Origin of the sequence: Knoellia tibetensis (genome assembly GCF_048606415.1) — a bacterium.
GTDB lineage: Bacteria > Actinomycetota > Actinomycetes > Actinomycetales > Dermatophilaceae > Knoellia > Knoellia tibetensis.
On the sequence record NZ_JBMBWF010000002.1, the window covers coordinates 140393 to 163728 of the forward strand.

Here is a 23336-nt window from a genome sequence, read left to right on the forward strand (position 1 = left end):
GGCTCGAGGGACCGGCTGACTAGGCTGCCGCCATGACGACGGACCGGCTGCTGCTCCTCGACTCCGCCTCGCTCTACTTCCGGGCGTTCTACGGCGTGCCCGACCAGCGCACCTCCCCCGACGAGCACCCGACCAACGCGCTCCGCGGCTTCCTCGACATGATCGCCACCCTCGTCACGGCCCACCACCCCTCGCACCTCGTGGCCTGCTGGGACAACGACTGGCGCCCGCAGTTCCGGGTCGACCTCATCCCGAGCTACAAGGCGCACCGCGTCGCCGGAGCGGGAGCCGACGCCCCTGCGCCGGCCGCCGGTGACGTCCCCGACCAGGCCCACCCGGCCTCCGACGACACCGCCGCCGAGGAGGTGCCCGACGACCTCGCGCCCCAGGTCCCGCTGATCGCCGACGCCCTCGCGGCCTTCGGCATCGCCCGTCTCGGCGCCGACGGGTTCGAGGCCGACGACGTCATCGGGACCCTCGTCGAGCGCCACCGCGGCACGATGCCCATCGACGTCGTCACCGGCGACCGCGACCTCCTCCAGCTCATCGACGACGAGCACGCGGTCCGCGTCCTCTACACCGGCAAGGGCGGCGTCCGTGAGCCGGACCTCGGCACGCAGTCCTACCTCGAGGAGCGGTATGCCGTGTCGTCCGGCGACGCCTACGCCGACATGTCGATCCTGCGGGGCGACACGAGCGACGGACTGCCCGGCGTCAAGGGCATCGGCGACAAGACAGCGGCCCAGCTCATCGCGGCATACGGGACGCTCGACGGCCTGCGCAAGGCGCTCGAGGACGGGGACCCGGCCATCAAGGGAGCCCGCCGGGCCAACCTCGAGGCGGCGGCGGCATACCTCGACGTCGCTCCGCGGGTCGTGCGCGTCGCGCGCGACGCGCCGGTCGCGGACGTCGACACGGCCCTGCCCACGTCGGTGGCCGACACCCGCCTGCTGAGCGAGCTGGCGTCCACCTACGGCATCACGAACCCGATCAACCGCGTCCTCTCCGCCCTGCAGATCCCCTGAGTCACAGGGGTTCTCGGTCAGTCGAGCCGGTCGGCGGCGACGACGCCACGCATCATGCCGTCGATCGCCCTGCGTGCCGTCCGGCGCAGCTCGGTGTCGGACGCCGCGTCGGCCACCTGGCCGAGCAGGTCGACGATCTGCTTGCACCGGCGGACGAAGTCGCCGGCGGCCATGTCGCTGCCGCGCAGGACGGTGTCGAGCGACTCGCCGCTCGCCCAGCGGTGCACCATCCACGCCATGCCGCCGTCGGGCGCCTCGGTCGTCTCGAGCCCGTGCTGCTCCTCGAGGTCGTCGAGCTCGCTCCACAGGCGCTGCATCTCGGTGACGGCGGCCGAGACGTCGTCGTTGGGCATCCGCGGTGACGGGTCCGCCTGCTCGCGACGCGGCTCGTGGACGAGCGTGGAGACGACCGCCGCGAGGCCGGGTGCGTCGAGGCGCTTCCACACGTCGCGGCGTAGGCACTCGGCGGCGAGGAGGTCGCGCTCGGTGTAGAGCCGGCGCAGCCGCTCGCCGCGGTCGCTGACGGCCGAGTCCTCGTCGAGGTAGCCGAGCTCGCGCAGGACGACGCAGATGCGGTCGAAGGTCCGGGCCACGCTGTTGGTGCGGCCCTCCACCTTGCGCTGCAGGCCGGACGTCTCGCGCTTGAGGCGGTGCCACCGCTCGGCCCAGCGGGCGTGGTCCTCGCGCTCGGGGCACTGGTGGCACGGGTGCGCCTTGAGCTCGGCCCGCAGGTGGGCGAGCCGGTCGTTCTCCTCGGCGGCCTCTCGCCCGGTCTGCTTGGCCGACGTCCGTGGGGGGTCGTGCGGCACGGCGATGCGCATCGTCGTCGCGAGGTCGCGGCGGGACTTGGGCGACTTCGGGTTGAAGTGCTTGGGGACGGTGATCCGGGTGGCAGCCTCGACCGGCTCCGGCACGTCGGCGAGGGTGAGCCGGCGGAACTGGCGGTCCTCGGTGACGACCCCGGGGCCGCTCGGCGTTCCCTTGCCCGACCTGGCGGACTGGACGACGACGGCCCACCCTGCGCGGCGGCCGGCGGGCACCTTGACCACGTCGCCGACCTTGAGGTTCTCGAGGCTGAGGGCGGCCTCGGCACGCCGGCTCGCGGAGCGCTGCTTCGCGCCGTCCTTCTCCATGTCGGCGATCGCCCGGCGCAGCCCGGCGTACTCGCGGAAGTCGCCGAGGTGGCAGTGCATCGACTCGGCGTAGCCGTCGAGAGCCTCCTCGTTGCGGCGCACCTTCGTCGCGAGCCCGACGACGGCCCGGTCCGCCTGGAACTGGGCGAACGAGGTCTCGAGGATGTCGCGCGCCACCTCGCGCCCGACCTGCGCGACGAGGTTGACGGCCATGTTGTAGGTGGGCCGGAAGCTCGAGCGCAGCGGGTAGGTGCGGGTCGAGGCGAGGCCGCCGACGGCGATCGGGTCGAGCCCGCGGCTCCACTGGACGACCGCGTGGCCCTCGAAGTCGATGCCGCGCCGGCCGGCGCGGCCGGTGAGCTGGGTGTACTCCGCCGGGGTGACGTCGACGTGGGCCTCGCCGTTGAACTTGACGAGCTTCTCGAGGACGACGGTGCGCGCCGGCATGTTGATGCCGAGCGCGAGGGTCTCGGTGGCGAAGACCGCGCGGATGCGGCCGGCGGTGAAGAGCTCCTCGACGATCTCGCGGAAGAGCGGCAGCATGCCGGCGTGGTGGCAGGCGAAGCCCCGCGACAGCCCCTCGACGAAGTCGAAGTAGCCGAGGACGCCGAGGTCCTCGTCGGCGAGCGAGCCCATCCGCTCCTCGACGTGCCGGCGGATGCGCTCGCCCTCGCGCTGCGGGACGAGGCGGGTGTCGGCCGAGAGCAGCTGCCCGACGGCGGCCTCGCAGCCCATCCGGCTGAAGATGAAGGTGATGGCCGGCAGCAGCCCGTCACGGTCGAGCTGGGCGATGACCTCGGCGCGGGTCGCTCCCCCGCCGGGCCGTCCGCCGCGGACGAACCCGCGCTCGTCGCGCCCGCGACCGCCCGAGCCGCCCTTGCCACCGGACCCGCCCTGGCCGCCGTGGCCGGAGAACCCGCCCGGCCCGCCCCGTCCGCCCTGGCCGCGTCCGCTCTGCCCGCGGCCCTGGCCACCGGGTCCGCGACCGGGACCCCGCCCGCGCTCGCGCCCGAGGTCGCCACGACCGGTGTCGAGGTGGCGGGTGCTCCCCCGCACCCAGCCGTCGTCGGCGCGGCGCTGCTCGGCACCGCGGATCGCCTGCACGAGCTCGGGGTTGACCCGCGGTGTCGACCCGTCCTCACGCGGCTCGGCGGTCTCGTCGACGAAGAGGTCGAACATCGACGTGCCGACGAGCATGTGCTGCCACAGGGGCACTGGCCGGTGCTCGGAGACGACGACGGCGTGGTTGCCGCGCACCTCGGCGAGCCAGTCGCCGAACTCCTCGGCGTTGCTCACGGTCGCCGACAGCGAGACGACCTGCACCGACTCGGGCAGGTGGATGATGACCTCCTCCCACACGGCGCCACGAAACCGGTCCGCGAGGTAGTGGACCTCGTCCATGACGACGAAGCCGAGACCCCGGAGGGTGGACGAGCCGGCATACACCATGTTGCGGAGCACCTCGGTCGTCATGACGACGACGGGAGCCTCGCCGTTGACCGACGCGTCGCCGGTGAGGAGGCCGACCTTGTCGGGTCCGTGGACGGCGACGAGGTCGTGGTACTTCTGGTTCGACAGCGCCTTGATCGGGGTCGTGTAGAACGCCTTGCGGCCGGTCGCCAGCGCGAGGTGGACGGCGAACTCGCCGACGATCGTCTTGCCGGCACCCGTCGGCGCCGCGACGAGGACCCCCTTCCCGGCCTCGACAGCCCGGCACCCCTCGAGCTGGAACTCGTCGAGGTCGAAGCCCTGCGAGGCGACGAAGGTCGCGAGGTGCGAGGACGACTCCGCAATGGGCTCGCTCATGCGGTCAGGCTACGTCAGGACGGTCACGGCTCCGGGGACGACCTCGCACTCGAGTGGCAGCGGTTCGAACCGCTCGCCGTCGGCGTAGGACACGATGCCCTTCGCCTCGAGCCGCACCCGACGCCCGGTGAGGATCTCGACGGCCGGATGGCTGACGTGTGCGCCCTTGAAGACCCTGGGGAAGACCCTGAGCAGCGTGGGGATCGACACCTCGTGCAGGATGAGGACGTCGAGAAGCCCGTCGTCGTAGGACGCGCTCGGGACGACCTTCATGCCTCCCCCGTATGCCGGTCCGTTGGCGACCGCGACGAGCATCGCCTTCGTCTCGTGGCGGACCCCGTCGATCTCCACGACGTAGGGAATCGGCTTGAAGACGCCGAGCTCGCGGGCGATGGCGAGGTTGTAGCGCATCTGCCCCTTGGGCCAGCGCCACCCGTTGGCGCGCTCGTTGACGACGGCGTCGAAGCCGGCGGCGAGGACGCCGACGAACCAGCGTGGCGAGCCGTGCGGGTCGAGGACGCGGATGGCGTCGACCCGCCGGGTGGCCCCTCGGGTGATCCGCTCGACGGCCTTGGCCGCGTCGCGCACCGGGAGGCCGAGCTCGCGGGCGTTGTCGTTGCCCGTTCCCGCCGCGATGACGCCGAGCGGCACGTCGGTGCCGGCGACGAGGTTGACGCCCAGGTGGACCATGCCGTCGCCGCCTGCCACGACGACGACGTCGATGGACCGGGCCTCGATGGCCGCACGGGCGCGCTCGACGGCGTGGGCGCCGTCCATCGCCGAGAGGTCGACGACCTCGTGGCCCGCGGCCGCGAGCAGCGACGCCGCCTCGCGGCCGATGCGGGCCCCGGTGTTCTTGCCGGCCGTCGGGTTGATGACGAGACCGACGCGCAGGCGCGGGCTCACAGCGACGAGGCCTCGTCGTCCGCGGTCTGGAGCCAGTCGGGCCGCTCCTGCTCCCGTCGGCGGTCGAGCAGCCGGGCGATGCCGTAGGCGACGAAGTAGAGGAGCACGAGCGGGGTCGCGAGCAGCAGCATCGTGTAGGGGTCCGGCGTGGGCGTGGCGATCGCGGCGAAGAGCACGATGAGGACCACCGCCGGGCGCCAGCCCTTGAGCATGACGTGCGCGGGCAGGACCTTGGCGACGTTGAGCGCGACGAGCACGACGGGGAAGAGGAAGGCGATCCCGAAGACGAGGATGAAGCGCGTGACGAACGAGAAGTAGAGCGCCGCCTCGGGGAGGTTGGCCGCCCCTTCCGGCGTGAACCCGAGGAGGATCTCGACCGCCTTGGGCAGGGTGACGTAGCCGAACCAGCATCCGCCGAGGAAGAGCGGGACGATCGCCGCGATGAAGACCAGCGACGTCCGCTTCTCCTTCTTCGTCAGCCCGGGGACGATGAAGGCCCACGCCTGCCAGAGCCACATGGGCGCCGACATGATCGTTCCCGCCCAGATCGCCAGGCTGAGGCGCTGCGAGAAGGCCGCCGTGAGACCGGCGTAGTTGAGGTCGATGAGCGACCCCTCACCCCGTTGCTCGGCGATCGTCGCGATGGGTCGGGTGAGGTGCTCGTAGATGATGTCGAAGAGGTACCAGCCGACGACCGAGCACGCGATGAGGGCGGCGGCGGCGATGAAGAGCCGCCGCCGGAACTCACGCAGGTGGTCGCCGAGCGACATCCTGCCCTCGGGGTCGCGCCGGCGCCGTCGGGGCAGCCGAGGACGACCGGGTTTCGCAACTCGGGCCATGTGGGGTGGGCGGGTCAGGCGGTGGTGCCGGAGGCGGGGCCGGACGTGTTGTCGGTCCGCGGGGCGTTCTCGTCCACGGCGGAGGTGCGGCGGGCCGCGTCGACGTCGGCCTCACGGTGCACGGTCTCGCCGGTGACGGTCTCGGACTTCTTGTCCTTGCCGTCGTTCTTCATCTCGTCGACCTCCGACTTGAAGACGCGGGCCGAGCGTCCGAGGCTGCGCGCCGCGTCGGGCAGGCGCTTCCAGCCGAAGATGACGATGAGCAGGACCGCGATGATGATGATCTCGGGGGCGCCGAGTCGGCCACCAAACATGAGTTGCCTTCTTCCGGTGAGGGTCGTTGTCAGTCTACGTCGTGGGTCTGTGGAGCCAGGGCGGCCGAGGCCCTCGCGGCGATGCGTTCCCTGAGGTCCTCCGGTGAGGTCACGAGCACGTGCCCGCCCATCCGGAGGACGAGCCGCTCGAGCCAGGCCGTGTCGGCGGTGCGCAGCGTGATGGTGCGTGAGCCGTCGGGCTCCTCGGTCTCGGACTCGACGGGGTAGTAGTCGCTCACCCAGAGCGCCCCGGACCGCAGGCTCAGGGTGACGAGGAGGTTGGACTCGGTCGGGCTGAAGATGCTCTCTCCGAGCTCGCGCGGCGCGGCGTCCTCGGGCGGGGTGCCGTCCTCGTCGAGGAGGTCGAGGGCCTCGACCCGGTCGAGGCGGAACATCCGGACGCCGACAGCCCGGTGGCACCAGCCCTCGAGGTACCAGTGGCCCTCGGCGGCGATGACGCGCATCGGGTCGACGTCGCGCTCGGTCGACTCGTCGCGACCGGGCACGTGGTAGGTGAGGTGGAGGCGGCGGTGACTCTCGACGCCCTCCCGAGCCCGGGCGAGAACCCCCGGGTCGACGGCGTCGGCGAGGTCGACCGACACGCGCGACGCCGGCTCGGCTGCGGCACCGGCAGCGGCCTCGAGCTTGGAGAGGGCCCTCTCGATGGCGTCCCGCTCGGTGAGCCCGGGCACGTCGAGGAGGGTGCGCAGGCCGACGACGAGCGTCACCGCCTCGTCGACACCGAGACGCAGCGGACGCGAGATCGTGTCGGCGTTGCCGACGAAGACCCGACCGCCCTCCCAGTCGGCCTCGATGAGCTCGTCGGGCATCTGGCCGTAGCCGCAGAGGAAGAGCAGGTTGAGGTCGGACTCGAGCTGGTCGACGCTCACCCCGAGGCCGGCCGCCGCCTCCTCGAGCTCGATGCCCTGCCGGTTGACGAGCCACGGCACCATCGTGAGGAGCCGGGTGAGGCGGTTGGTCGCGGTCTCGGTCGCCATCAGGCACCTGCCTCGTGGACGGCGAGCACGGCCCGCAGCTGGCTGCGGACGCGCTCGGCGAGCTCGTCGGGCTCGAGCACCTGCACGTCGTCCCCGTGGCCGGCCACCTCGGAGGCGAACCCGTCGACGTCGTGGAAGTCGAGGGTGAGCTCGGACCAGCCGCCGTCGGTATCGGCCGTCGACGTCGCTCGGCGACGCAGGCTGTGCCCGGCACCGGGGCGCACGAGCAGGCGCGCCGCACGGGCGTCGCCGCGTGGCGCGGAGCTCTCGACGAGGACCCGCGCCTCGAAGTCGTCGGGCACCTCGAACGAGCCTGCGCGACCGGCGGTTCGGACGGTGCCGTCGATCCGGGAGAGCCGGAAGACCCGGGTGTCGTCGCGGTCGAGGTCGTGGCCGGCGAGGTACCAGCGGCCGTGCCACTGCACGAGCGACCACGGCTGGACGGTGCGCACCTGCGCCTCCGCCCGCTCGGGTCGCCGGTAGCCGAAGGTGATGGGCGTCCGGCTGAGGACCGCGTCCTTGACGGCGTCGAAGGCAGGCTCGGTGGTGCGCAGGCGCGGCTCGATGCCGATGAGGGCGGCGTCGTCGCGTTCGACCCCGGCGGCGCGCAGCTTGCGCAGCGCCTGGGCCGCGGGGCCGGCCATCGACGCCTGCGCCCAGCTGCGGCTCGCGAGGCCGAGGACGGCGAGCTCGTCGGGCTCGAACTCGATGTCGGGCAGGGCGTAGTCGCGCTGGTGGATCCGGTAGCCCGGCTCGTCCTCGTGCAGGACGTCGATCTCCTCGGTGACGAGCGGGACGCCGAGCGCACGGAGCTCGTCCTTGTCGCGCTCGAACATCCGGTCGAAGGCCTCGGTCGACGCGGTCTCCCCGTACTGCGGCACGAGCGCACGGATCTGGGCCTTGGCGAGCGGTCGGCGCGTGTAGAGGAGGACGAGCACGAGGTTGAGCAGCCGCTCGGTCTTGGCCGCGGGCCCCTGCGCTGCGCTCATGATGTCCGACGGTAGTCGATACCCTGCCTCCCGTGATGCAGTGGCGCGAGGGCGTGGTCGTCCGACAGATCCGCGAGTGGCCGGGAGCCGTCGAGTATGCCGTGACGCTCGCTCCCGCCGCCGACGCACCGACCGAGGTGCGCGCCCTCGCCTACACGGCGATGGTCGGCCGGCCCGAGGTGGGCGACCGGGTCGTCCTCAACGCCTCCACCCTGCTCAAGGGGCTCGGCACCGGCGGGCTCGCCTTCGTCGTCGCCATCCCCGACAGCCTGCCGGCCGACGCCCCCGACTCCCCCGGTCACATCGTCAAGGCGCGCTACACGCCGCAGCAGCAGATGTTCCTCGCCGTCGACGAGCAGGACAGCCCGCACCACCACGTCCTGCGCGACGCCGAGTCGGTCGACGGCATGCCCGTCGTCGTCGCGGACCTCCACTCGGCCCTGCCCGCCGTCATCGCGGGCGTGCGCACCGTCGACCCCAGCGCGAAGGTCGCCTACGTCATGACCGACGGCGGCGCGCTCCCCCTCGCCTTCTCCCGGGCCGTCGCCGGGCTCAAGGAGGCGGGGTGGCTCACCTCGACGATCACCGTCGGGCAGGCCTTCGGCGGTGACCACGAGGCGGTCTCGCTGCACAGCGGGCTGCTCGCGGCCAGGCACGTCGCGGGCGCCGACGTCACGATCGTCGCGCAGGGCCCGGGCAACGTCGGCACCGGCACGCGCTGGGGCTACTCCGGGGTGGCCGCCGCCGACGCCCTCCACGCGACCACGGCCCTCGGTGGCACGCCCGTCGCCGCGCTCCGCGTCTCGGGAGCCGACCCGAGGCCGAGGCACCGCGGGATCTCGCACCACAGCACGACGGCATACGGGGATGCGCTCTTCTCCCCCGCGGTCGTGCCGGTCCCGGCGGGCGGGGGTGAGCTTGCTGCGCTCGTCCGCTCACAGGCTGCGGCGCTCGCCCAACGCAGCCGTGCCGACCTCGAGGTCGTCGAGGTCGGCACGGAGGGACTGCTGCAGGCGCTGCGCTCGTCGCCGGTGCGACTGTCGACGATGGGGCGGGGCCTCGAGGAGGACCTGGCCGCCTTCGTCGTCAGCGCCGTCGCCGGGGTCTGCGCGGCGCAGCGGGTCAGCGGACGCTGACGAGGTCCACGACGAAGATGAGGCTCTCGCCGGGCTTGATGACGGCGCCGGCTCCGCGCTCGCCGTAGGCGAGGTCGCTCGGGATGAGCAGGCGCCGGCGACCGCCCTCCTTCATCCCGACGATGCCCTCGTCCCAGCCGCGGATGACCTGGCCGACGCCGAGACGGAAGTCGAGCGGCTCGCCGCGGTTCCACGAGGCGTCGAACTCCTCGCCGGTCGAGTGGGCGACGCCGACGTAGTGGGCCGAGACGGTCGAGCCGACCGTGGCCTCGGCGCCGTCACCGACGGTGATGTCCTCGATGACGAGCTCGGTGGGAGCCTCGTCGCCCGGGAAGTCGATCTCCGGCTTGGTGGTCTTGGGGTCGAAGCCCATGAGGGGTCCTTTCGCGAGGGTGGATCGGGTGGTGCAGCGGTGGTGCGGGTCAGACGGCGCCGAGGATGTCGACGACGAAGACCATGGTGTCGGTGCCCTTGATCTCGCCCTGGCCCTGCGCGCCGTAGCCGTCGGCGGGCGGGACGACGAGGAGCAGGCGGCTGCCGACGGTCTGGCCGACGATGGCCTTGTCCCAACCGGGGACGACGGCGCCGACGCCGATGGCGGTCGGGTAGCCCGTCGCGTTGGAGTCGAAGACCTTGCCGTCGCGCCAGAGGGCGCCGGTGTAGGCGACCTTGATCGTCTGGCCCTTCGCGACCTTGTCGCCCTTGCCGGTGACGAGCGGCTGGTTGACGAGCGTCGTGGGGGCGGTCGTCTTCGGCATGGTGATCGTCGCGGCCTTGCCCGGGTTCATCTTCACGGTCGGGAGACCGGGCTTGGGAGCGACGGCAGCGCCCTCGGCCTCCTTGAGCGGCGTCGCGACCTTGACGACGTCGACGACGAAGAGGATCGGGTCCTCGGCCTTGAGCCCGAGGTTGGTGTTGCCCTGCGGCCCATAGACCTCCGAGGTGGGGGCGCCGATGAGCAGGCGCGAACCGGGCTTCGAGCCGGGCAGCTGGGAGGTGAAGAGCGGCAGCATCTGCTGGTCGGTGAGGTCGATGCCGAGCGTCTGACCCTCCTTCCACGTGCTCGTGACGACCTTGCCGTCGGTGCCGTTGACGATCTGGGCCTTGATCGAGACCATGTCGGACTTGTCCGCGGCCTCGCCCTCGCCCTCGGTGACGACGCGCTTGGTCTGACCGGTGAGCTTGAGCGGCTTGGGAGCGATCGTGACGGTCGGCTCCTTGGCAGGGTCGGAGCCCTCGACCTTGACCTGGGCGAGAGGGCCGGAGTCGGCCTCGGAGCCACCGGAGGAGGACTCACCGCAGCCGACGAGGGCGACGGCCCCCAGGGTCAGGGCAGCGACGAAGGGGGCGAAACGTGCGCGGGACACAGGGAAGTACCTCGGATCGAACAGGGGGTGGGATCGCCCCACCATAACCACACGACCTGTCACATCCCTGAGATGAGCCGCTCCACCCGGGGGTCCTCGTTGCGGAACGGGTCCTTGCACAGGACGGTGCGCTGGGCCTGGTCGTTGAGCTTGAGGTGGACCCAGTCGACGGTGAAGTCGCGCCGGTGCTCCTGCGCCGCGCGGATGAAGTCGCCGCGCAGCTTGGCCCGGGTGGTCTGCGGCGGCTTGACCTTGGCCTCGAAGATCTCGGGGTCCGTGACGGCCCTGGCCGCCCTGCCCCGCGCCTGAAGGAGGTAGAAGAGCCCGCGGTGGCGGGTGATGTCGTGGTAGGCGAGGTCGATCTGCGCGAGCCGCGGGGAGTCGAGGTCGAGCCCGTGCCTCGTGGCGTAGTCGCTGAGCAGGCGGTACTTGATCATCCAGTCGATCTCGGTGTCGACAGCGGAGTGGTTGCCGGTCTCGATCGCGTCGAGGGTGCGCTCCCAGAGGTCGAGGACGGTCTTGTGGTCGGGGTCGCGTGCCCCCTCGCGGTCGACGTATGCCGTTGCGGCAGTGAGGTACTCCCGCTGGAGGTCGAGGGCGTTCAGCTCACGGCCGTTGGCGAGCCTGACGAGGCGACGGCCGGTCATGTCGTGGCTGATCTCGCGGATGGCCCGGATCGGGTTCTCGAGGGTGAGGTCGCGCATGACGACGCCGTCCTCGATCATCCTGAGCACGAGGTCGCACGACCCGACCTTGAGCATCGTCGTCGTCTCGCTCATGTTGGAGTCGCCGACGATGACGTGGAGGCGGCGGTACTGCTCGGCGTCGGCGTGCGGCTCGTCGCGGGTGTTGATGATCGGGCGGCTGCGGGTCGTCGCCGAGGAGACGCCCTCCCAGATGTGGTCCGCCCGTTGGCTCACGGCATACTCCACGCCCTTCGAGGTGCGCACGAGCTTGCCGGCGCCGCACGTGACCTGGCGGCTGATGAGGAACGGCAGGAGGGTGTCGGAGAACACCTGGAAGTCGCCGCTGCGGCCGACGAGGTAGTTCTCGTGGCAGCCGTAGGAGTTGCCGGCAGAGTCGGTGTTGTTCTTGAAGACGTAGATCTCGCCGGTGACGCCGTCCTCGCGGAGCCGGGCCTGGGCGTCGGCGACGAGGCCCTCGACGACCCGCTCCCCCGCGCGGTCGTGGGCGACGAGCTGGCGCAGCGAGTCGCACTCGGCCGTCGCGTACTCGGGGTGGCTGCCGACGTCGAGGTAGAGGCGGGAGCCGTTGGCGAGGAAGACGTTGCTCGAGCGACCCCAGGCGACGACCTTGCGGAAGAGGTAGCGGGCGACCTCGTCGGGTGTGAGCGTGCGCTGGCCCTCGGACGAGGCGGTGATGCCGTACTCGTTCTCGATGCCGAAGATCCGTCGCTCCATGACGTCACCCTAGTCTCGGCGACGGCCTCATGACGGTGGTCGGCATCGTGTCCGGTCCAGCATCCGGAACGGCGGTACCAGCATTCGGCACCTAACGGCATGTTTGGTCTTCGACAACGTCGTGTTACCGATGAGAGGACTCCACATGGCCACGCTGCGTCTCGGCGACACCGCCCCGGACTTCACCGCTGAGACCACCGAGGGTGAGATCAGCTTCCACGACTGGAAGGGCGACGGCTGGGCCGTCCTCTTCAGCCACCCCGCCGACTTCACCCCCGTGTGCACGACCGAGCTCGGCCGGGTCGCCGCCCTCAAGGACGAGTGGGCGGACCGCAACGCCAAGGTCCTCGCCGTCTCGGTCGACGCCATCGACGACCACGAGGCGTGGAAGAAGGACATCGAGGAGGTCGGGGGCTCGGCCGTGACCTACCCGATCGTCGCCGACAAGGACCGCAAGGTGGCCGAGCTCTACGACATGATCCACCCGGGCGAGGGCGACACCTCGAGCGTCCGCTCGGTCTTCCTCATCGACCCGAAGGGCAAGGTCCGCCTCACGCTCACCTACCCCAAGAGCGCCGGGCGCAACTTCGACGAGGTGCTTCGGGCCCTCGACGCCCTCCAGGTCAACGACGCCGGCCCGTTCTCGACGCCGGCGGACTGGAAGCAGGGCGAGCGCGTCATCGTCGCCCCCACCGTCTCCACCGTCGAGGCCCGCGAGCGGTTCGCGGACGTCGAGGAGGTCAAGCCCTACCTCCGCTACGCCGCCGCACCCTCCGCCTGAGTCCTCCTCGGACACGTATGCCGTGGGGTCCCGTTCACGGGGACCTCACGGCATACGTTGGTCTGCATGTCACCCATCGACCTCGACGTCCCCGCTGACCTGCTCCTGCCCGAGTCCGGCTCCGGACCGGGCATCGTGCTCTTCCAGGAGATCTTCGGCGTCACCGACTACATCCGCTCCCGCGCGCAGGACCTCGCCGACCTCGGCTATGTCGTCCTCGTCCCTCACCTGTACGCACGTCTCGGTGACCCGGTCGTCGAGGAGGGCGGGGAGGGGCTGCCGCGCGCGATGGCGCTGCTCGAGGAGCTCGACTGGCAGCAGGCCGTCGAGGACGGGGTCGCGGCCGTCGCCGCTCTGCGCGACCACCCAGCCGTCGAGGGCGGCGTGGGCGTCCTGGGGTTCTGCTTGGGCGGCGGGATGGCGTTCAACGTCGCTGCCGTCGCGCGGCCGGCGCCGGATGCCCTCGTCAGCTACTACGGCTCGGCGCTGCCGAACCTCCTCGGGCTCGCGCCCGACGTCACGTCGCCGAGCCTGCACCACTTCGGCGACAGCGACACCTATCTCCCCCTAGCCACGGTCCGCGACATCGAGCGCGCCGTGACCGAGGGGCACGACGACGTGACGTTCGTCGTGCACCCGGGCGGCGACCACGCCTTCGACAACCCGTCGCCGATGTTCCACCACGCCGAGGCGTCGGCCGCTGCGTGGGAGCAGACGGCGACGTGGCTGGCCTCCCACCTCCCGGTGGAGGCGTCCGCGACCACGCGCTGAGCCTGGGCCCGATGCCGACGGGCCGGTCGGCATCGGGTCGGTCGGCAGTGGGTCAGTCGGAGTCGGGCGTGGGCTCGTCAGCGTGGCGCTGGGTCTGCGGGTTGCTCGCCGCCTGCCGCGGGGTGTCGTGGTCGACCGGCGGCACGTCGTCGGTGGGGTCGTCGTCCGAGAGCAGCTGGCCGAGGAGGTCGCCGTTGATCCGCCGGAAGGTGCGCCGGGTGCGCGTCCGGTCGAGGACGGCGACCTCGAGCTGGTCGGCGCCGAGCTCACGGTCGGGCCCGCCCGCCGGGTCGTGGGCGAGGCCGTCGACGGCGAGGCGAAGGGCGCCGGCGAGGGTGAGGCCGGGCTGCCACTGCTCGGTGAGCCGCTCCTCGATCTGGTCGGAGGCACCGCCCATCGCGACGAGCCCGTGCTCGTCGGCGACCGACCCGTCGTAGGTGAGTCGGTAGATCTGGTCGCTCGAGGCGTCCCGACCGACCTCGGCGACGACGATCTCGACCTCGTAGGGCTTGGACTCCTGGGTGAAGACCGTGCCGAGGGTCTGCGCGTAGGCGTTGGCGAGGCCGCGGGCCGTGACGTCGCTGCGGTCGTAGGAGTAGCCGCGCAGGTCGGCGTAGCGCACGCCGGCGACGCGGAGGTTCTCGAACTCGTTGTACTTGCCGACCGCGGCGAACGCGATGCGGTCGTAGATCTCGCCGATCTTGTGCAGGCTGCGCGACTGGTTCTCGGCGACGAAGGCGATGCCGTGGTCGTAGCCGAGCACGACGACGGATCGACCTCGGGCGATGCCCTTGCGGGCGAAGTCCGCCCGGTCCTTCATGAGCTGTTCGGGCGAGACGTAGAACGGCATACCCGCTGTCATGACGCACTCCCGTCGCGGCGACCGCCGGCGTTGCCGCGGCGGTGCTCGATGATCGCGTCGACGACGGGCGCGACCGCGTCGTCGGAGACGAACCGCGCGCCCTCTGCGGTGACGAGCGCGACCGTCGGCCAGATGCGCCGGCCGACGTCGGGCCCACCGGTCGCCGAGTCGTCGTCGGCCGCGTCCCAGAGCGCCTCGACGGCCACCCGGACCGCCTCGTCGTCGCTCATGCCCGGGCGGTAGAGCTTCTTCATCGCACCCCGGGCGAAGAGCGACCCCGATCCGACGCTGTGGTGGTCGTGCTCCTCGTAGCAGCCGCCGGTCACGTCGTAGCTGAAGATCCGGCCGAGCGCGGCCTGGTGGTCGTAGCCCGCGAAGACCGGGACGACGCTGAGGCCCTGCATGGCCATGCCGAGGTTGCCGCGGATCATCGAGGCGAGCCGGTTGGCCTTGCCCTCGAGGGACATGAGCGTGCCCTCGATCTTCTCGTAGTGCTCGAGCTCGACCTGGAAGAGCCGGACGAGCTCGATCGCGAGCCCCGCGGTGCCGGCGATGCCGACGACGGAGAACTCGTCGGTGGCAAAGACCTTCTCCATGTCGCGGTTGGCGATGATGTTGCCCATCGTCGCCCGGCGGTCGCCGGCCATGAGCACGCCGCCGTCGAAGGTCAGGGTGACGATCGTCGTCCCGTGCGGTGCGTCGATCGTGGCTCCGGGCGGCAGTCCGCGGCGCGACGGGATGAGGCTCGGCTCGTGCTCGGCGACGAAGTCCGTGAACGACGACGAACCGGTGCGCAGATATGCCGCCGGGAGACGGCCGCCGTCGGGCATCCGGGTCACTGGCCGCCCTTCTGGACGAACCCTCGGACGAACTCCTCGGCGTTGGTCTCGAGGACGCCGTCGATCTCGTCGAGGATGTCGTCGATGTCGGTGTCGGCGACCTGGGCCTGCGGGGCCGCGGGCTCGGGGGCGTCGTCCGGACCGTCGTCGCGTCGCCCCGGCTTGATCTGTTCCTGGCCGGCCATCGGGCCCTCCTCGTGTCGCCGCCGCACCTCGCAGGTGCCTGTGCGTCCGAGCCTAGTCCGAGGGCCGGTCAGCCACAGCGAGCGACGCGAGGAGTGACCGGATGTCGGGCGCACCGTCGACGAGCTCGCCCACCGCGGCCCGGGTCCCACGGAGCGGCTCGAGGATGGGGATGCGCTGCAGAGACCGCTCCCCCGGCACCTCGACGACGACCGAGTCCCAGGAGGCGGCGACCACCGCGTCCGGGAACCGGCGCAGGCACTCCCCCCGGAACCAGGCCCGCGTGTCCTCGGGTGCGTGGTCCCTCGCGCGCGCCGCCTCCTCGTCCGACACGAGCACGTCGACGCGGCCGGTGGCGGCGAGCCGGTGCGCGATCCCGCGGTCAGCCCGGACGTCGGACCACTGGATGTCGACGGCGCGCAGCCGGGGGTCGCCCCAACCGAGCGAGTCTCGCTCCCGGTAGCCCTCGAGGACCGACAGCTTGGCCACCCAGTCGACCCAGCGGCGGGCGTCCATCGGGTCCCCCTCGAGCGCCGTGAGGACGCGGTCCCACCACGTGAGCACCTCGGTGGTCTCCGCGTCGACGTCGGTGCCCCACTTCTCCTCCACGTAGGCGGAGGCGAGCTCGTGGTAGGTCCGGAGCAGCTCGACCGGCCTGATCGAGCGGCCGTCGGCGAGGTCGATCGTCGACTGCAGCGTCGGGTCGTGGCTCACCGCCTGCAGCGTGCGCACCGGGGCGACGACCGACAGGTCCTTGGTGAAGGCGTCGTCCTCGATCATCGCGAGGACGAGTGAGGTCGAGCCCATCTTGAGCAGGTTGGCGACGTCGCAGTGGTTGGCGTCGCCGAGGATGACGTGGAGGCGGCGGTAGAGGTCGGCGACAGCGTGCGGCTCGTCGCGGGTGTTGATGATCGGCCGCTTGAGCGTCGTCTCGAGGCCGACCTCGGTCTCGAAGAAGTCGCTGCGCTGGGCCAGCTGGTAGCCGGGCGTGCGCGAGTCGACGCCGATGCCCACACGGCCCGAGCCGCACATCACCTGACGCACGACGAAGAACGGCGTCAGCTGCGAGATGATCCGGGCGAAGGGCGTGCGCCGCGACATGAGGTAGTTCTCGTGGGTGCCGTAGGAGGCGCCCTTGCCGTCGGTGTTGTTCTTGTAGAGGTTGACGCCCGGCGGGACCGTCGCGAGCCGCTGCACGGCCTCCCGCATGATCAGCTCGCCGGCCTTGTCCCAGACGACGGCGTCGCGTGGGGTCGTCACCTCCGGCGAGGAGTACTCCGGGTGGGCGTGGTCGACGTAGAGGCGGGCGCCGTTGGTGAGGACGACGTTGGCCATCGTCGGGTCCTCGACGTCGGTCAGCTGGCTCGGGTGCGCCGTCCCCCGACCCATGTCGAAACCGCGTGCGTCGCGCAGCGGCGCCTCGTCCGCGTAGTCCCACGAGGCCTGCGCGGGACGGATGCCCCGGCTCGCGGCATACGTCGTCACGACGTCGCCGGAGAGCACCATCGGGTTGGCGCCGGGGGCGCCTGGGACCGAGATGCCGTACTCGGTCTCGATGCCCATGACCCGTCGGACCGTCATGAACCCACCCCAGCGACACCGAATCCGGACATGGGGCAAGCCAACCACGACCACGGCATACTCCCGGCATGCGCTCGTACCGCGGGATGTCCCCGCTCACCACCGCGACCGTCGCCCTCATCGACCGCATGCGGGTGCCCGTCGAGGAGATGACCGAGGAGCAGCGGCACGAGGCACGCGGCACGACCTACCGGTCGACGCCGCCGCACTCGTGGGTCACCGGCGTCGCCGACCCGGCCGTCGGCATCACCTTCGGCACGGCGCCCGCGCGCGACGGCTACGAGATCCCGCTGCGGATCTACCGCCCCCGCGCGATCCGCGACGCGCAGGACGACGTGCCCGTCGTCGTGTGGTTCCACGGTGGCGGCTGGGTGCTCGGCAACGTCGTCAACTACGACCCGATCTGCACGCACCTCGCGACCGAGGTCGGAGCCGTCGTCGTCAGCGTCGACTACCGCCTCGCGCCAGAGCACCCCGCCCCGACGGCCGTGCACGACGCGGTCGACGCGACGACGTGGGTGGCCGCCCAGTCCGACGTGCTCCGCGCCGACGCCCACCGACTGGCCGTCGCCGGGGACTCCGCCGGTGGCAACCTCGCCGCCGTCGTCGCGCAGGTCGTCGCGTCCACCGGCGCCGACTGGATCCGCCATCAGGCGCTGCTCTATCCCGCCACCGACCTCACGATGGCCTCGCCCTCGATCGACGAGCACGCCAACGCGCCGATCCTCACCCGCGAGTCGATCCTCGCCTTCCGCGACCACTACTGCCCGGACCGCGACTACGAGAACCCGCTCGTGTCACCGCTCTTCGGCACCTTGGAAGGCCTCCCGCCCACGCTCATCCAGACCGCGGACCTCGACCCGATCCGCGACGACGGGACCCGGTATGCCGTCGCGCTGCGTGACGCGGGCGTCGACGTCCGCCTCACGAACTACCTGCGCGTCCCGCACGGGTTCGCGAGCTACCCAGGTGCCTCGGCGGCGGGTGCGCAGCACCGGTGGGAGCTCGTCAGCGAACTGCGGCGCCACCTCACCTGACCTCTGGCCTAGGGTCGGACCATGCGAGAGATCGTCGTCTTCTCCGGTAGCGCCCACGAGGGGCTCGCCTCCCAGATCTGCGACCGGCTCGGGGTCCCGCTCTCGCGCAGCGAGATCAAGCGCTTCAGCAACGACTGCCTGCAGGCGCAGCTGCTCGCCAACTGCCGCCAGCGCGACGTCTACATCGTCCAGCCGCTCGTCCCGCCCACGCAGGAGCACCTCATGGAGCTCCTCCTCATGATCGACGCGGCGCGCGGCGCGTCGGCGGCCCAGATCACGGCCGTCATCCCGCACTTCGCCTACGCCCGCTCGGACAAGAAGGACGCCTCGCGCATCTCGCTCGGAGGCCGGCTCGTCGCCGACCTCATCTCGACCGCGGGCGCCCACCGGGTGCTGACGATGAACCTCCACGCACCCCAGGTCCACGGCTTCTTCTCGGTGCCGGTCGACCACCTCACCGCCCTCGGCGTGCTCGCCGACCACTTCCGCGGCACCGACCTCACCGACTCGGTCGTCGTCTCCCCCGACCTCGGCAACGCCAAGGAGGCGACCCAGTTCTCGCGCCTGCTCGGCCTGCCCGTCGCCGCCGGCAGCAAGAAGCGGGAGAGCGACGACAAGGTCGTCATCGACTCGATCGTCGGCGACGTCCGCGGCAAGCGCGCGATCGTGCTCGACGACGAGATCGCCACGGGTGGCTCGATCATCGAGCTGCTCGACCGGCTCGCCGACTTCGGGGTCACCGAGGCGGCGGTCGCCTGCACGCACGGGCTCTTCGCGGGCCGGGCCGTCGAGCGGCTGCGCAACCACCCGATGGTGAGCCAGGTCGTCACGACCGACACCGTGCCGGCCCCCGGCGGCTGGCCCGAGCTCCAGGTGCGCACTGTCTCGGGTCTGTTCGCCGAGGCGATCACGCGCATCCACGAGGGCGAGTCGGTGAGCATCCTCTTTGACGGCGTCGACCCGACCCACGCACCTCCGCAGGGGTCGCTCTTCGACAAGGTCGGGAGCTGACCCGTGGCGCGACTGCTCGCACCCCTGCTCGACCTGCTCGCCGTCCTCGTCTTCGCCCTCGTCGGTCGCCGCTCGCACGCGCACGGCATCACCCTCGGCGGGGTGCTCGAGACGGCGGCGCCGTTCCTCTGCGGGACCGCGGCGGGGTGGCTGCTCGCCTCGCTCACCCTCGACGCGTCACCGCGGTCGTGGCAGTTCGGCGCCATCGTCGTCGCGGCCACCGTCGTCATCGGGATGCTGCTGCGGCGGCTCGCGACAGCGGGCACAGCACCGTCGTTCGTCGTCGTCGCCACACTCTTCCTCGCCGCGACGATGCTCGGCTGGCGCCTCCTCGCCCGCTGGATCTCCTAGGCCCGCGGGCTGAAGTGGGACAGCGGCGGCTGACTGCCTGACCCAGGTGGAGGATCGCAGGGGCAGGAACCCCGGTGATGCTCCACTCGGACCGTCAGAGGGTCCGGCGGGTCCTAGAGGTACTGGCCGGTGTTGGCGATCGTGGAGATGGAGCGGCCGGGCTCGTTGCCCTCCTTGGTCTTGATGAGGGTGCGGATGTAGACGATCCGCTCCCCCTTCTTGCCCGAGATCCGCGCCCAGTCGTCCGGGTTCGTCGTGTTGGGCAGGTCCTCGTTCTCCTTGAACTCGTCGACGACGCTCTGGAGGAGGTGGTCGACGCGCAGGCCGCGCTGGCCGGTCGTGAGGAGGTCCTTGATCGCCATCTTCTTGGCCCGGTCGACGATGTTCTGGATCATCGCGCCGCTGTTGAAGTCCTTGAAGTAGAGGACCTCCTTGTCACCGCCGGCGTAGGTGACCTCGAGGAACTCGTTCTCCTCGTCCTCGGTGTACATCCGCGTGACGACGGCATGGGTCATCGCCTCGACGGTCGCCTCCGGGGAACCGCCGTTCACGGCGAGGTCGTCGGCGTGCAGCGGCAGGTCGGCCGTGAGGTACTTGCTGAAGATCTCGGTCGCGCTCTGGGCATCGGGCCGCTCGATCTTGATCTTCACGTCGAGGCGACCGGGACGCAGGATCGCTGGGTCGATCATGTCCTCGCGGTTGCTCGCACCGATGACGATGACGTTCTCGAGCCCCTCGACGCCGTCGATCTCGCTGAGCAGCTGCGGCACGATCGTCGTCTCGACGTCGCTCGAGACACCCGACCCACGGGTGCGGAAGAGGCTGTCCATCTCGTCGAAGAACACGACGACGGGGAAGCCCTCGGACGACTTCTCGCGGGCCCGCTGGAAGATGACGCGGATGTGACGCTCGGTCTCACCGACGTACTTGTTGAGCAGCTCGGGGCCCTTGATGTTGAGGAAGTAGCTCGCCCCGGGCTCGCGTCCCTCCTTCTCGGCGATCTTGCGCGACAGCGACGCGGCGACCGCCTTGGCGATCATCGTCTTGCCACAGCCGGGCGGACCGTAGAGCAGGACGCCCTTGGGCGCCTTGAGGTGGTGCTCGGTGAAGAGGTCGGGGTGCAGGTAGGGCAGCTCGACGGCGTCGCGGATGAGCTCGATCTGGCTGCCCAGGCCGCCGATGTCGTCGTAGGCGATGTCGGGCACCTCCTCGAGGACGAGGTCGGCGACCTCGGCCTTGGGGATCTGCTCGTAGACGAACGCGCTGCGCGGCTCGAGGAGCAGGGCGTCACCCACGCGGAGCTTGACGCCGCCCAGGGAGGCGGCCACCCGGCATACGCGCTCCTCGTCGGCACGCGAGAGGACGAGGACGCGGTCGTCGTCGAGGATCTCCTTGAGCAGCACGACCTCCCCGGCGCGCTCGAAGCCATGCACCGCGACGACGTTCATCGCCTCGTTGAGCATGACCTCGCGACCGACCTCGATCTCGCCGGGCTCGATGGTGGGGCTCACGGCCACGTGCATCTTGCGTCCGCCGGTGAGGACGTCGACGGTCTTGTCGTCGAACGTCTCGACGACGACGCCGTAGCCCGACGGGGGCTGGCCGAGCCGGTCGACCTCGGACTTGAGCGTGACGATCTGCTCACGCGCGTCGCGCAGCGTGCGCACGAGGCGTTCGTTCTGGGCGGAGACGGTGTTGACCTGCGAGCGCAGGTCGGCGACCTGTCCCTCGAGGCGGCGCGTGGCGTCGCGGTCGGACGGAGGGGTGAACTCGGTCATCGTGGCCTCCTCGGCTCGGCGTGCACCTCCACGCTAACCCGTGACGCTGCGCCGAACCTTCCTGACTCGCTTGTCGGACGGCACACGTTCTCCGATGGCCTCCGGGGTCCACTCCTCGGCGGTCGCACCGGGGATCGTCTCGGTCGTCGTGCCCTCGGCGTCCTCGGAGCTGTCGTAGCCCTTGCCGGGGCGGCGCTTGCGCAGCGGCGGGGTGACGCCGGGCGCCAGCCTGCGGGTCGTGATGAGGAACCCGGTGTGCCCGTGCATGCGGTGCTGGGGGCGGACCGCGAGGCCCTCGAGGTGCCAGCCGCGCACGAGCGACTCCCACGCCGACGGCTCGGTCCACTCGCCCGCGTCGCGCATGGCCTCGGCGACCTTGGAGAGCTGGGTGGCGGTCGCGACGTAGCAGATGAGCACGCCGCCGGGAGCCAGGGCGCGGCCGACGACGTCGAGGCAGTCCCACGGCGCGAGCATGTCGAGGACGACGCGGTCGACGGTCCCGGGCTCGACGTGGTCGGGCAGCGCCTCGACGAGGTCGCCGACGGTGACGGTCCACGCCGGGTGGTCCTCGCCGAAGTAGGCGCGGGCGTTCGCCTTGGCGATCTCGGCGAAGTCCTCGCGCCGCTCGAAGGAGTGCACGCGCCCGCTCTCGCCCACCGCCCGCAGCAGCGACATCGACAGGGCACCCGACCCCACGCCGGCCTCGACGACGACGGCACCCGGGAAGATGTCGGCCATCGTCACGATCTGGCCGGCGTCCTTGGGGTAGACGACGGCGGCACCGCGCGGCATCGACATGACGTAGTCGGCGAGCAGCGGGCGCAGCGCGAGGTACTCGAAGCCGGCCGTGTTGGTCACCGTCGAGCCGTCGGGGGCGCCGATGAGGTCGTCGTGCTGGAGGAAGCCGCGGTGGGTGTGGAACTGCTTGCCCGGTGCGAGTGTGATGGTGTGCAGCCGGCCCTTGGAGTCCGTGAGCTGCACCCGCTCACCTTCGGCAAAGGGTCCACGTCGAAGGTCGGCACCGGTCGCACTCATGAGGCGGGAGTCTAGTTGCCCTCGATGACCCGGTTGACCGCCTCGACGGTGACGACGCCGAGCACCCGCCCGTCCTCGACCGCGACGACGACGGTGCTCTGCGACTCCTGGATCGCCGTGACGACGGCCGTGAGGTCGTCGCCGCGCCGGGTGTGCGCGACCCAGCCGTCGGGCTGGACCCGGGCGAGTGCCGACACCGGCGTCGTCGACCACAGCTCTCGCGGAACCGAAGCGGCGTCCTGCGCCCACACGAGCGCCGTCGGTCGTCCGGTCGCGTCGACGACGACGGCCTGCCCGGCGGTGGCAGCCGCGGCGACGAGCGGGTCCTCGGGACGGAGCACAGGAAGCCCCATGACGACCTGGGAGACCGTGCCGCGCGCGAGCATCTGCCGCGCCTGGCCGGTCCGGATCGCGGCTGTGGCCCCCTGCCACATGAAGAAGCCGATGAGGGCCATCCAGACGATCTGCGTGAACGACGGCTGCTGCCCGGCGAGCAGCGGCCGCACGACGAACCACAGGACCACCCCGACGGTGACGGCGCGCCCGGTCCAGCCGGCGGCGATGAGGCCCTTCTCGCGGCGACCGGTCAGCCGCCACACGAGGGCGTCGACGAGCTGGCCGCCGTCGAGCGGCAGCCCCGGCAGCAGGTTGAAGACCGCCAGCAGAACGTTGACGAACGCGACCCCGTAGAGCACGCGCTCGGGCACCTCCGACGTCACGGCGAGCGAAGCGACCCACGCCACTGCGCCGAGCGCGAGGTTGGCGAGCGGTCCGACGACCGCGATGAGCGCCGCCTTCCCGGGTGTCGACAGACGAGGGTCGTATGCCGTGTGCCCACCCCAGAGGTCGGCCACCACTCTGTGGACCGGAAGCCCCACGGCCACGGCCGTGGCCGCGTGCGCGCCCTCGTGGACGAGCACGGAGACGAGGAGTGAGACGGCATACGCGAGGCCGACGACGTAGGCGAGACCGCCCAGCTCGGGCGCGCCCGAGCCGACGATGAACGTGATGAAGGCCGCGAGGAGGAGCCAGCTGGCGCCGATCTCGACCGGGACACCGCCCACGCGGGCGATGACGAGGCCCGAGGACCGGGTCTCAGCAGGTGCAGCCATGGGCGCGACCCTACAAGGGGCACGGCATACTCGACCGGTGAGCACCTCCACCGCGACGACC

The 23336-nt window shown here is 71.4% G+C and carries 23 protein-coding genes; 7 read left to right on the plus strand and 16 right to left on the minus strand.

What is annotated here, in order from left to right:
* The first annotated feature begins 32 nt into the window (after positions 1 to 32).
* Positions 33 to 1025: a 5'-3' exonuclease gene (locus ACOJV7_RS12490; protein WP_420190533.1), complete on the plus strand. Its 993-nt coding sequence runs from the start codon at positions 33 to 35 to the stop codon at positions 1023 to 1025.
* A 17-nt stretch (positions 1026 to 1042) separates the two neighbouring features.
* On the opposite strand, the gene ACOJV7_RS12495 is transcribed toward ACOJV7_RS12490, so the two are convergent.
* The 6 genes from ACOJV7_RS12495 to ACOJV7_RS12520 all read right to left on the minus strand — a co-directional run bounded on the left by ACOJV7_RS12495 (position 1043) and on the right by ACOJV7_RS12520 (position 8010).
* The gene (locus tag ACOJV7_RS12495) at positions 1043 to 3964 is read right to left on the minus strand and encodes a DEAD/DEAH box helicase (protein WP_420190534.1); all 2922 of its coding nucleotides are present in this window, start codon (positions 3962 to 3964) and stop codon (positions 1043 to 1045) included.
* Between the two features lie 9 nt (positions 3965 to 3973).
* Positions 3974 to 4870 carry a diacylglycerol/lipid kinase family protein gene (locus tag ACOJV7_RS12500; protein WP_420190535.1) on the minus strand — a complete coding sequence of 299 codons (897 nt, stop codon included), beginning with the start codon at positions 4868 to 4870 and terminating at the stop codon, positions 3974 to 3976.
* The gene (gene tatC, locus ACOJV7_RS12505) at positions 4867 to 5640 is read right to left on the minus strand and encodes a twin-arginine translocase subunit TatC (protein WP_420190536.1); all 774 of its coding nucleotides are present in this window, start codon (positions 5638 to 5640) and stop codon (positions 4867 to 4869) included. The genes ACOJV7_RS12500 and tatC overlap by 4 nt, the downstream gene beginning before the upstream one ends.
* A gap of 83 nt (positions 5641 to 5723) precedes the next feature.
* A complete protein-coding gene (tatA, locus tag ACOJV7_RS12510; RefSeq protein ID WP_420190537.1) occupies positions 5724 to 6023 on the minus strand; it encodes a Sec-independent protein translocase subunit TatA in 300 nt (99 codons plus the stop codon).
* 29 nt (positions 6024 to 6052) lie between these two features.
* Positions 6053 to 7021 carry a helix-turn-helix transcriptional regulator gene (locus ACOJV7_RS12515; protein ID WP_420190538.1) on the minus strand — a complete coding sequence of 323 codons (969 nt, stop codon included), beginning with the start codon at positions 7019 to 7021 and terminating at the stop codon, positions 6053 to 6055.
* Positions 7021 to 8010: a helix-turn-helix transcriptional regulator gene (locus tag ACOJV7_RS12520; RefSeq protein ID WP_420190540.1), complete on the minus strand. Its 990-nt coding sequence runs from the start codon at positions 8008 to 8010 to the stop codon at positions 7021 to 7023. The genes ACOJV7_RS12515 and ACOJV7_RS12520 overlap by 1 nt, the downstream gene beginning before the upstream one ends.
* A 32-nt stretch (positions 8011 to 8042) precedes the next feature.
* On the opposite strand from ACOJV7_RS12520, the gene ACOJV7_RS12525 reads away from it, so the two are divergent.
* Complete coding sequence (locus ACOJV7_RS12525) at positions 8043 to 9146, plus strand: DUF3866 family protein (RefSeq protein ID WP_420190541.1); 1104 nt, start codon at positions 8043 to 8045, stop codon at positions 9144 to 9146.
* Here ACOJV7_RS12525 and ACOJV7_RS12530 read toward each other — a convergent pair.
* Genes ACOJV7_RS12530 through pafA form a run of 3 tightly spaced genes read right to left on the minus strand, consistent with a single transcriptional unit; the run spans position 9133 to position 11934 of the window.
* Positions 9133 to 9519, minus strand: coding sequence for an FKBP-type peptidyl-prolyl cis-trans isomerase (locus ACOJV7_RS12530; protein ID WP_420190542.1), 387 nt, complete (start codon positions 9517 to 9519; stop codon positions 9133 to 9135). The two genes, ACOJV7_RS12525 and ACOJV7_RS12530, sit on opposite strands and share 14 nt — an antisense overlap.
* Before the next feature lie 49 nt (positions 9520 to 9568).
* Positions 9569 to 10513, minus strand: coding sequence for an FKBP-type peptidyl-prolyl cis-trans isomerase (locus ACOJV7_RS12535; RefSeq protein ID WP_420190543.1), 945 nt, complete (start codon positions 10511 to 10513; stop codon positions 9569 to 9571).
* 59 nt (positions 10514 to 10572) lie between these two features.
* Entirely contained in the window at positions 10573 to 11934 is a 1362-nt protein-coding gene (pafA, locus tag ACOJV7_RS12540; protein ID WP_420190544.1) for a Pup--protein ligase, read from the minus strand.
* Between the two features lie 145 nt (positions 11935 to 12079).
* Here pafA and ACOJV7_RS12545 point away from each other — a divergent pair, with 145 nt between their 5' ends.
* Both ACOJV7_RS12545 and ACOJV7_RS12550 read left to right on the plus strand, forming a co-directional pair.
* Positions 12080 to 12715 (plus strand): peroxiredoxin, encoded by a 636-nt coding sequence (locus tag ACOJV7_RS12545; RefSeq protein ID WP_035948315.1) that lies wholly within the window; start codon positions 12080 to 12082, stop codon positions 12713 to 12715.
* 66 nt (positions 12716 to 12781) lie between these two features.
* The gene (locus ACOJV7_RS12550; RefSeq protein ID WP_420190545.1) at positions 12782 to 13486 is read left to right on the plus strand and encodes a dienelactone hydrolase family protein; all 705 of its coding nucleotides are present in this window, start codon (positions 12782 to 12784) and stop codon (positions 13484 to 13486) included.
* Between the two features lie 52 nt (positions 13487 to 13538).
* On the opposite strand, the gene prcA is transcribed toward ACOJV7_RS12550, so the two are convergent.
* The 4 genes from prcA to dop are packed head-to-tail and all read right to left on the minus strand — an operon-like array spanning position 13539 to position 16951.
* Positions 13539 to 14348, minus strand: a complete 810-nt coding sequence (gene prcA / locus ACOJV7_RS12555; RefSeq protein WP_420190546.1) for a proteasome subunit alpha — start codon at positions 14346 to 14348, stop codon at positions 13539 to 13541.
* Entirely contained in the window at positions 14345 to 15178 is an 834-nt protein-coding gene (prcB, locus tag ACOJV7_RS12560) for a proteasome subunit beta (RefSeq protein WP_420190781.1), read from the minus strand. The genes prcA and prcB overlap by 4 nt, the downstream gene beginning before the upstream one ends.
* 5 nt (positions 15179 to 15183) lie before the next feature.
* Positions 15184 to 15372 (minus strand): ubiquitin-like protein Pup, encoded by a 189-nt coding sequence (locus ACOJV7_RS12565; RefSeq protein ID WP_035948323.1) that lies wholly within the window; start codon positions 15370 to 15372, stop codon positions 15184 to 15186.
* 52 nt (positions 15373 to 15424) lie between these two features.
* Entirely contained in the window at positions 15425 to 16951 is a 1527-nt protein-coding gene (gene dop / locus ACOJV7_RS12570; RefSeq protein WP_420190547.1) for a depupylase/deamidase Dop, read from the minus strand.
* Between the two features lie 68 nt (positions 16952 to 17019).
* On the opposite strand from dop, the gene ACOJV7_RS12575 reads away from it, so the two are divergent.
* The 3 genes from ACOJV7_RS12575 to ACOJV7_RS12585 are packed head-to-tail and all read left to right on the plus strand — an operon-like array spanning position 17020 to position 19350.
* Positions 17020 to 17988, plus strand: coding sequence for an alpha/beta hydrolase (locus ACOJV7_RS12575; RefSeq protein ID WP_420190548.1), 969 nt, complete (start codon positions 17020 to 17022; stop codon positions 17986 to 17988).
* A 21-nt stretch (positions 17989 to 18009) separates the two neighbouring features.
* Positions 18010 to 18999: a ribose-phosphate diphosphokinase gene (locus ACOJV7_RS12580; protein WP_420190549.1), complete on the plus strand. Its 990-nt coding sequence runs from the start codon at positions 18010 to 18012 to the stop codon at positions 18997 to 18999.
* Positions 19000 to 19002: 3 nt separating this feature from the next.
* Positions 19003 to 19350, plus strand: coding sequence for a DUF3054 domain-containing protein (locus ACOJV7_RS12585; protein WP_420190550.1), 348 nt, complete (start codon positions 19003 to 19005; stop codon positions 19348 to 19350).
* A 113-nt stretch (positions 19351 to 19463) separates the two neighbouring features.
* Here the strand turns inward: ACOJV7_RS12585 and arc are convergent, their stop codons facing one another.
* The 3 genes from arc to ACOJV7_RS12600 are packed head-to-tail and all read right to left on the minus strand — an operon-like array spanning position 19464 to position 23275.
* The gene (gene arc / locus ACOJV7_RS12590; RefSeq protein WP_420190551.1) at positions 19464 to 21128 is read right to left on the minus strand and encodes a proteasome ATPase; all 1665 of its coding nucleotides are present in this window, start codon (positions 21126 to 21128) and stop codon (positions 19464 to 19466) included.
* A 33-nt stretch (positions 21129 to 21161) separates the two neighbouring features.
* Positions 21162 to 22163: a tRNA (adenine-N1)-methyltransferase gene (locus ACOJV7_RS12595; RefSeq protein ID WP_420190552.1), complete on the minus strand. Its 1002-nt coding sequence runs from the start codon at positions 22161 to 22163 to the stop codon at positions 21162 to 21164.
* An 11-nt stretch (positions 22164 to 22174) separates the two neighbouring features.
* Entirely contained in the window at positions 22175 to 23275 is a 1101-nt protein-coding gene (locus ACOJV7_RS12600) for a site-2 protease family protein (RefSeq protein WP_420190553.1), read from the minus strand.
* Positions 23276 to 23336 lie beyond the last annotated feature (61 nt).

What these genes read in the sequence shown, in the direction of transcription:
- ACOJV7_RS12490 (WP_420190533.1), top strand. Translation starts at nt 33, where the DNA reads ATGACGACGGACCGGCTGCTGCTCCTCGACTCCGCCTCGCTCTACTTC.
- ACOJV7_RS12495 (WP_420190534.1), bottom strand. Translation starts at nt 3,964, where the DNA reads ATGAGCGAGCCCATTGCGGAGTCGTCCTCGCACCTCGCGACCTTCGTC.
- tatC (WP_420190536.1), bottom strand. Translation starts at nt 5,640, where the DNA reads ATGTCGCTCGGCGACCACCTGCGTGAGTTCCGGCGGCGGCTCTTCATC.
- tatA (WP_420190537.1), bottom strand. Translation starts at nt 6,023, where the DNA reads ATGTTTGGTGGCCGACTCGGCGCCCCCGAGATCATCATCATCGCGGTC.
- ACOJV7_RS12515 (WP_420190538.1), bottom strand. Translation starts at nt 7,021, where the DNA reads ATGGCGACCGAGACCGCGACCAACCGCCTCACCCGGCTCCTCACGATG.
- ACOJV7_RS12520 (WP_420190540.1), bottom strand. Translation starts at nt 8,010, where the DNA reads ATGAGCGCAGCGCAGGGGCCCGCGGCCAAGACCGAGCGGCTGCTCAAC.
- ACOJV7_RS12530 (WP_420190542.1), bottom strand. Translation starts at nt 9,519, where the DNA reads ATGGGCTTCGACCCCAAGACCACCAAGCCGGAGATCGACTTCCCGGGC.
- pafA (WP_420190544.1), bottom strand. Translation starts at nt 11,934, where the DNA reads ATGGAGCGACGGATCTTCGGCATCGAGAACGAGTACGGCATCACCGCC.
- ACOJV7_RS12545 (WP_035948315.1), top strand. Translation starts at nt 12,080, where the DNA reads ATGGCCACGCTGCGTCTCGGCGACACCGCCCCGGACTTCACCGCTGAG.
- ACOJV7_RS12550 (WP_420190545.1), top strand. Translation starts at nt 12,782, where the DNA reads ATGTCACCCATCGACCTCGACGTCCCCGCTGACCTGCTCCTGCCCGAG.
- prcA (WP_420190546.1), bottom strand. Translation starts at nt 14,348, where the DNA reads ATGACAGCGGGTATGCCGTTCTACGTCTCGCCCGAACAGCTCATGAAG.
- prcB (WP_420190781.1), bottom strand. Translation starts at nt 15,178, where the DNA reads ATGCCCGACGGCGGCCGTCTCCCGGCGGCATATCTGCGCACCGGTTCG.
- ACOJV7_RS12565 (WP_035948323.1), bottom strand. Translation starts at nt 15,372, where the DNA reads ATGGCCGGCCAGGAACAGATCAAGCCGGGGCGACGCGACGACGGTCCG.
- dop (WP_420190547.1), bottom strand. Translation starts at nt 16,951, where the DNA reads ATGACGGTCCGACGGGTCATGGGCATCGAGACCGAGTACGGCATCTCG.
- ACOJV7_RS12575 (WP_420190548.1), top strand. Translation starts at nt 17,020, where the DNA reads ATGCGCTCGTACCGCGGGATGTCCCCGCTCACCACCGCGACCGTCGCC.
- ACOJV7_RS12580 (WP_420190549.1), top strand. Translation starts at nt 18,010, where the DNA reads ATGCGAGAGATCGTCGTCTTCTCCGGTAGCGCCCACGAGGGGCTCGCC.
- arc (WP_420190551.1), bottom strand. Translation starts at nt 21,128, where the DNA reads ATGACCGAGTTCACCCCTCCGTCCGACCGCGACGCCACGCGCCGCCTC.
- ACOJV7_RS12595 (WP_420190552.1), bottom strand. Translation starts at nt 22,163, where the DNA reads ATGAGTGCGACCGGTGCCGACCTTCGACGTGGACCCTTTGCCGAAGGT.
- ACOJV7_RS12600 (WP_420190553.1), bottom strand. Translation starts at nt 23,275, where the DNA reads ATGGCTGCACCTGCTGAGACCCGGTCCTCGGGCCTCGTCATCGCCCGC.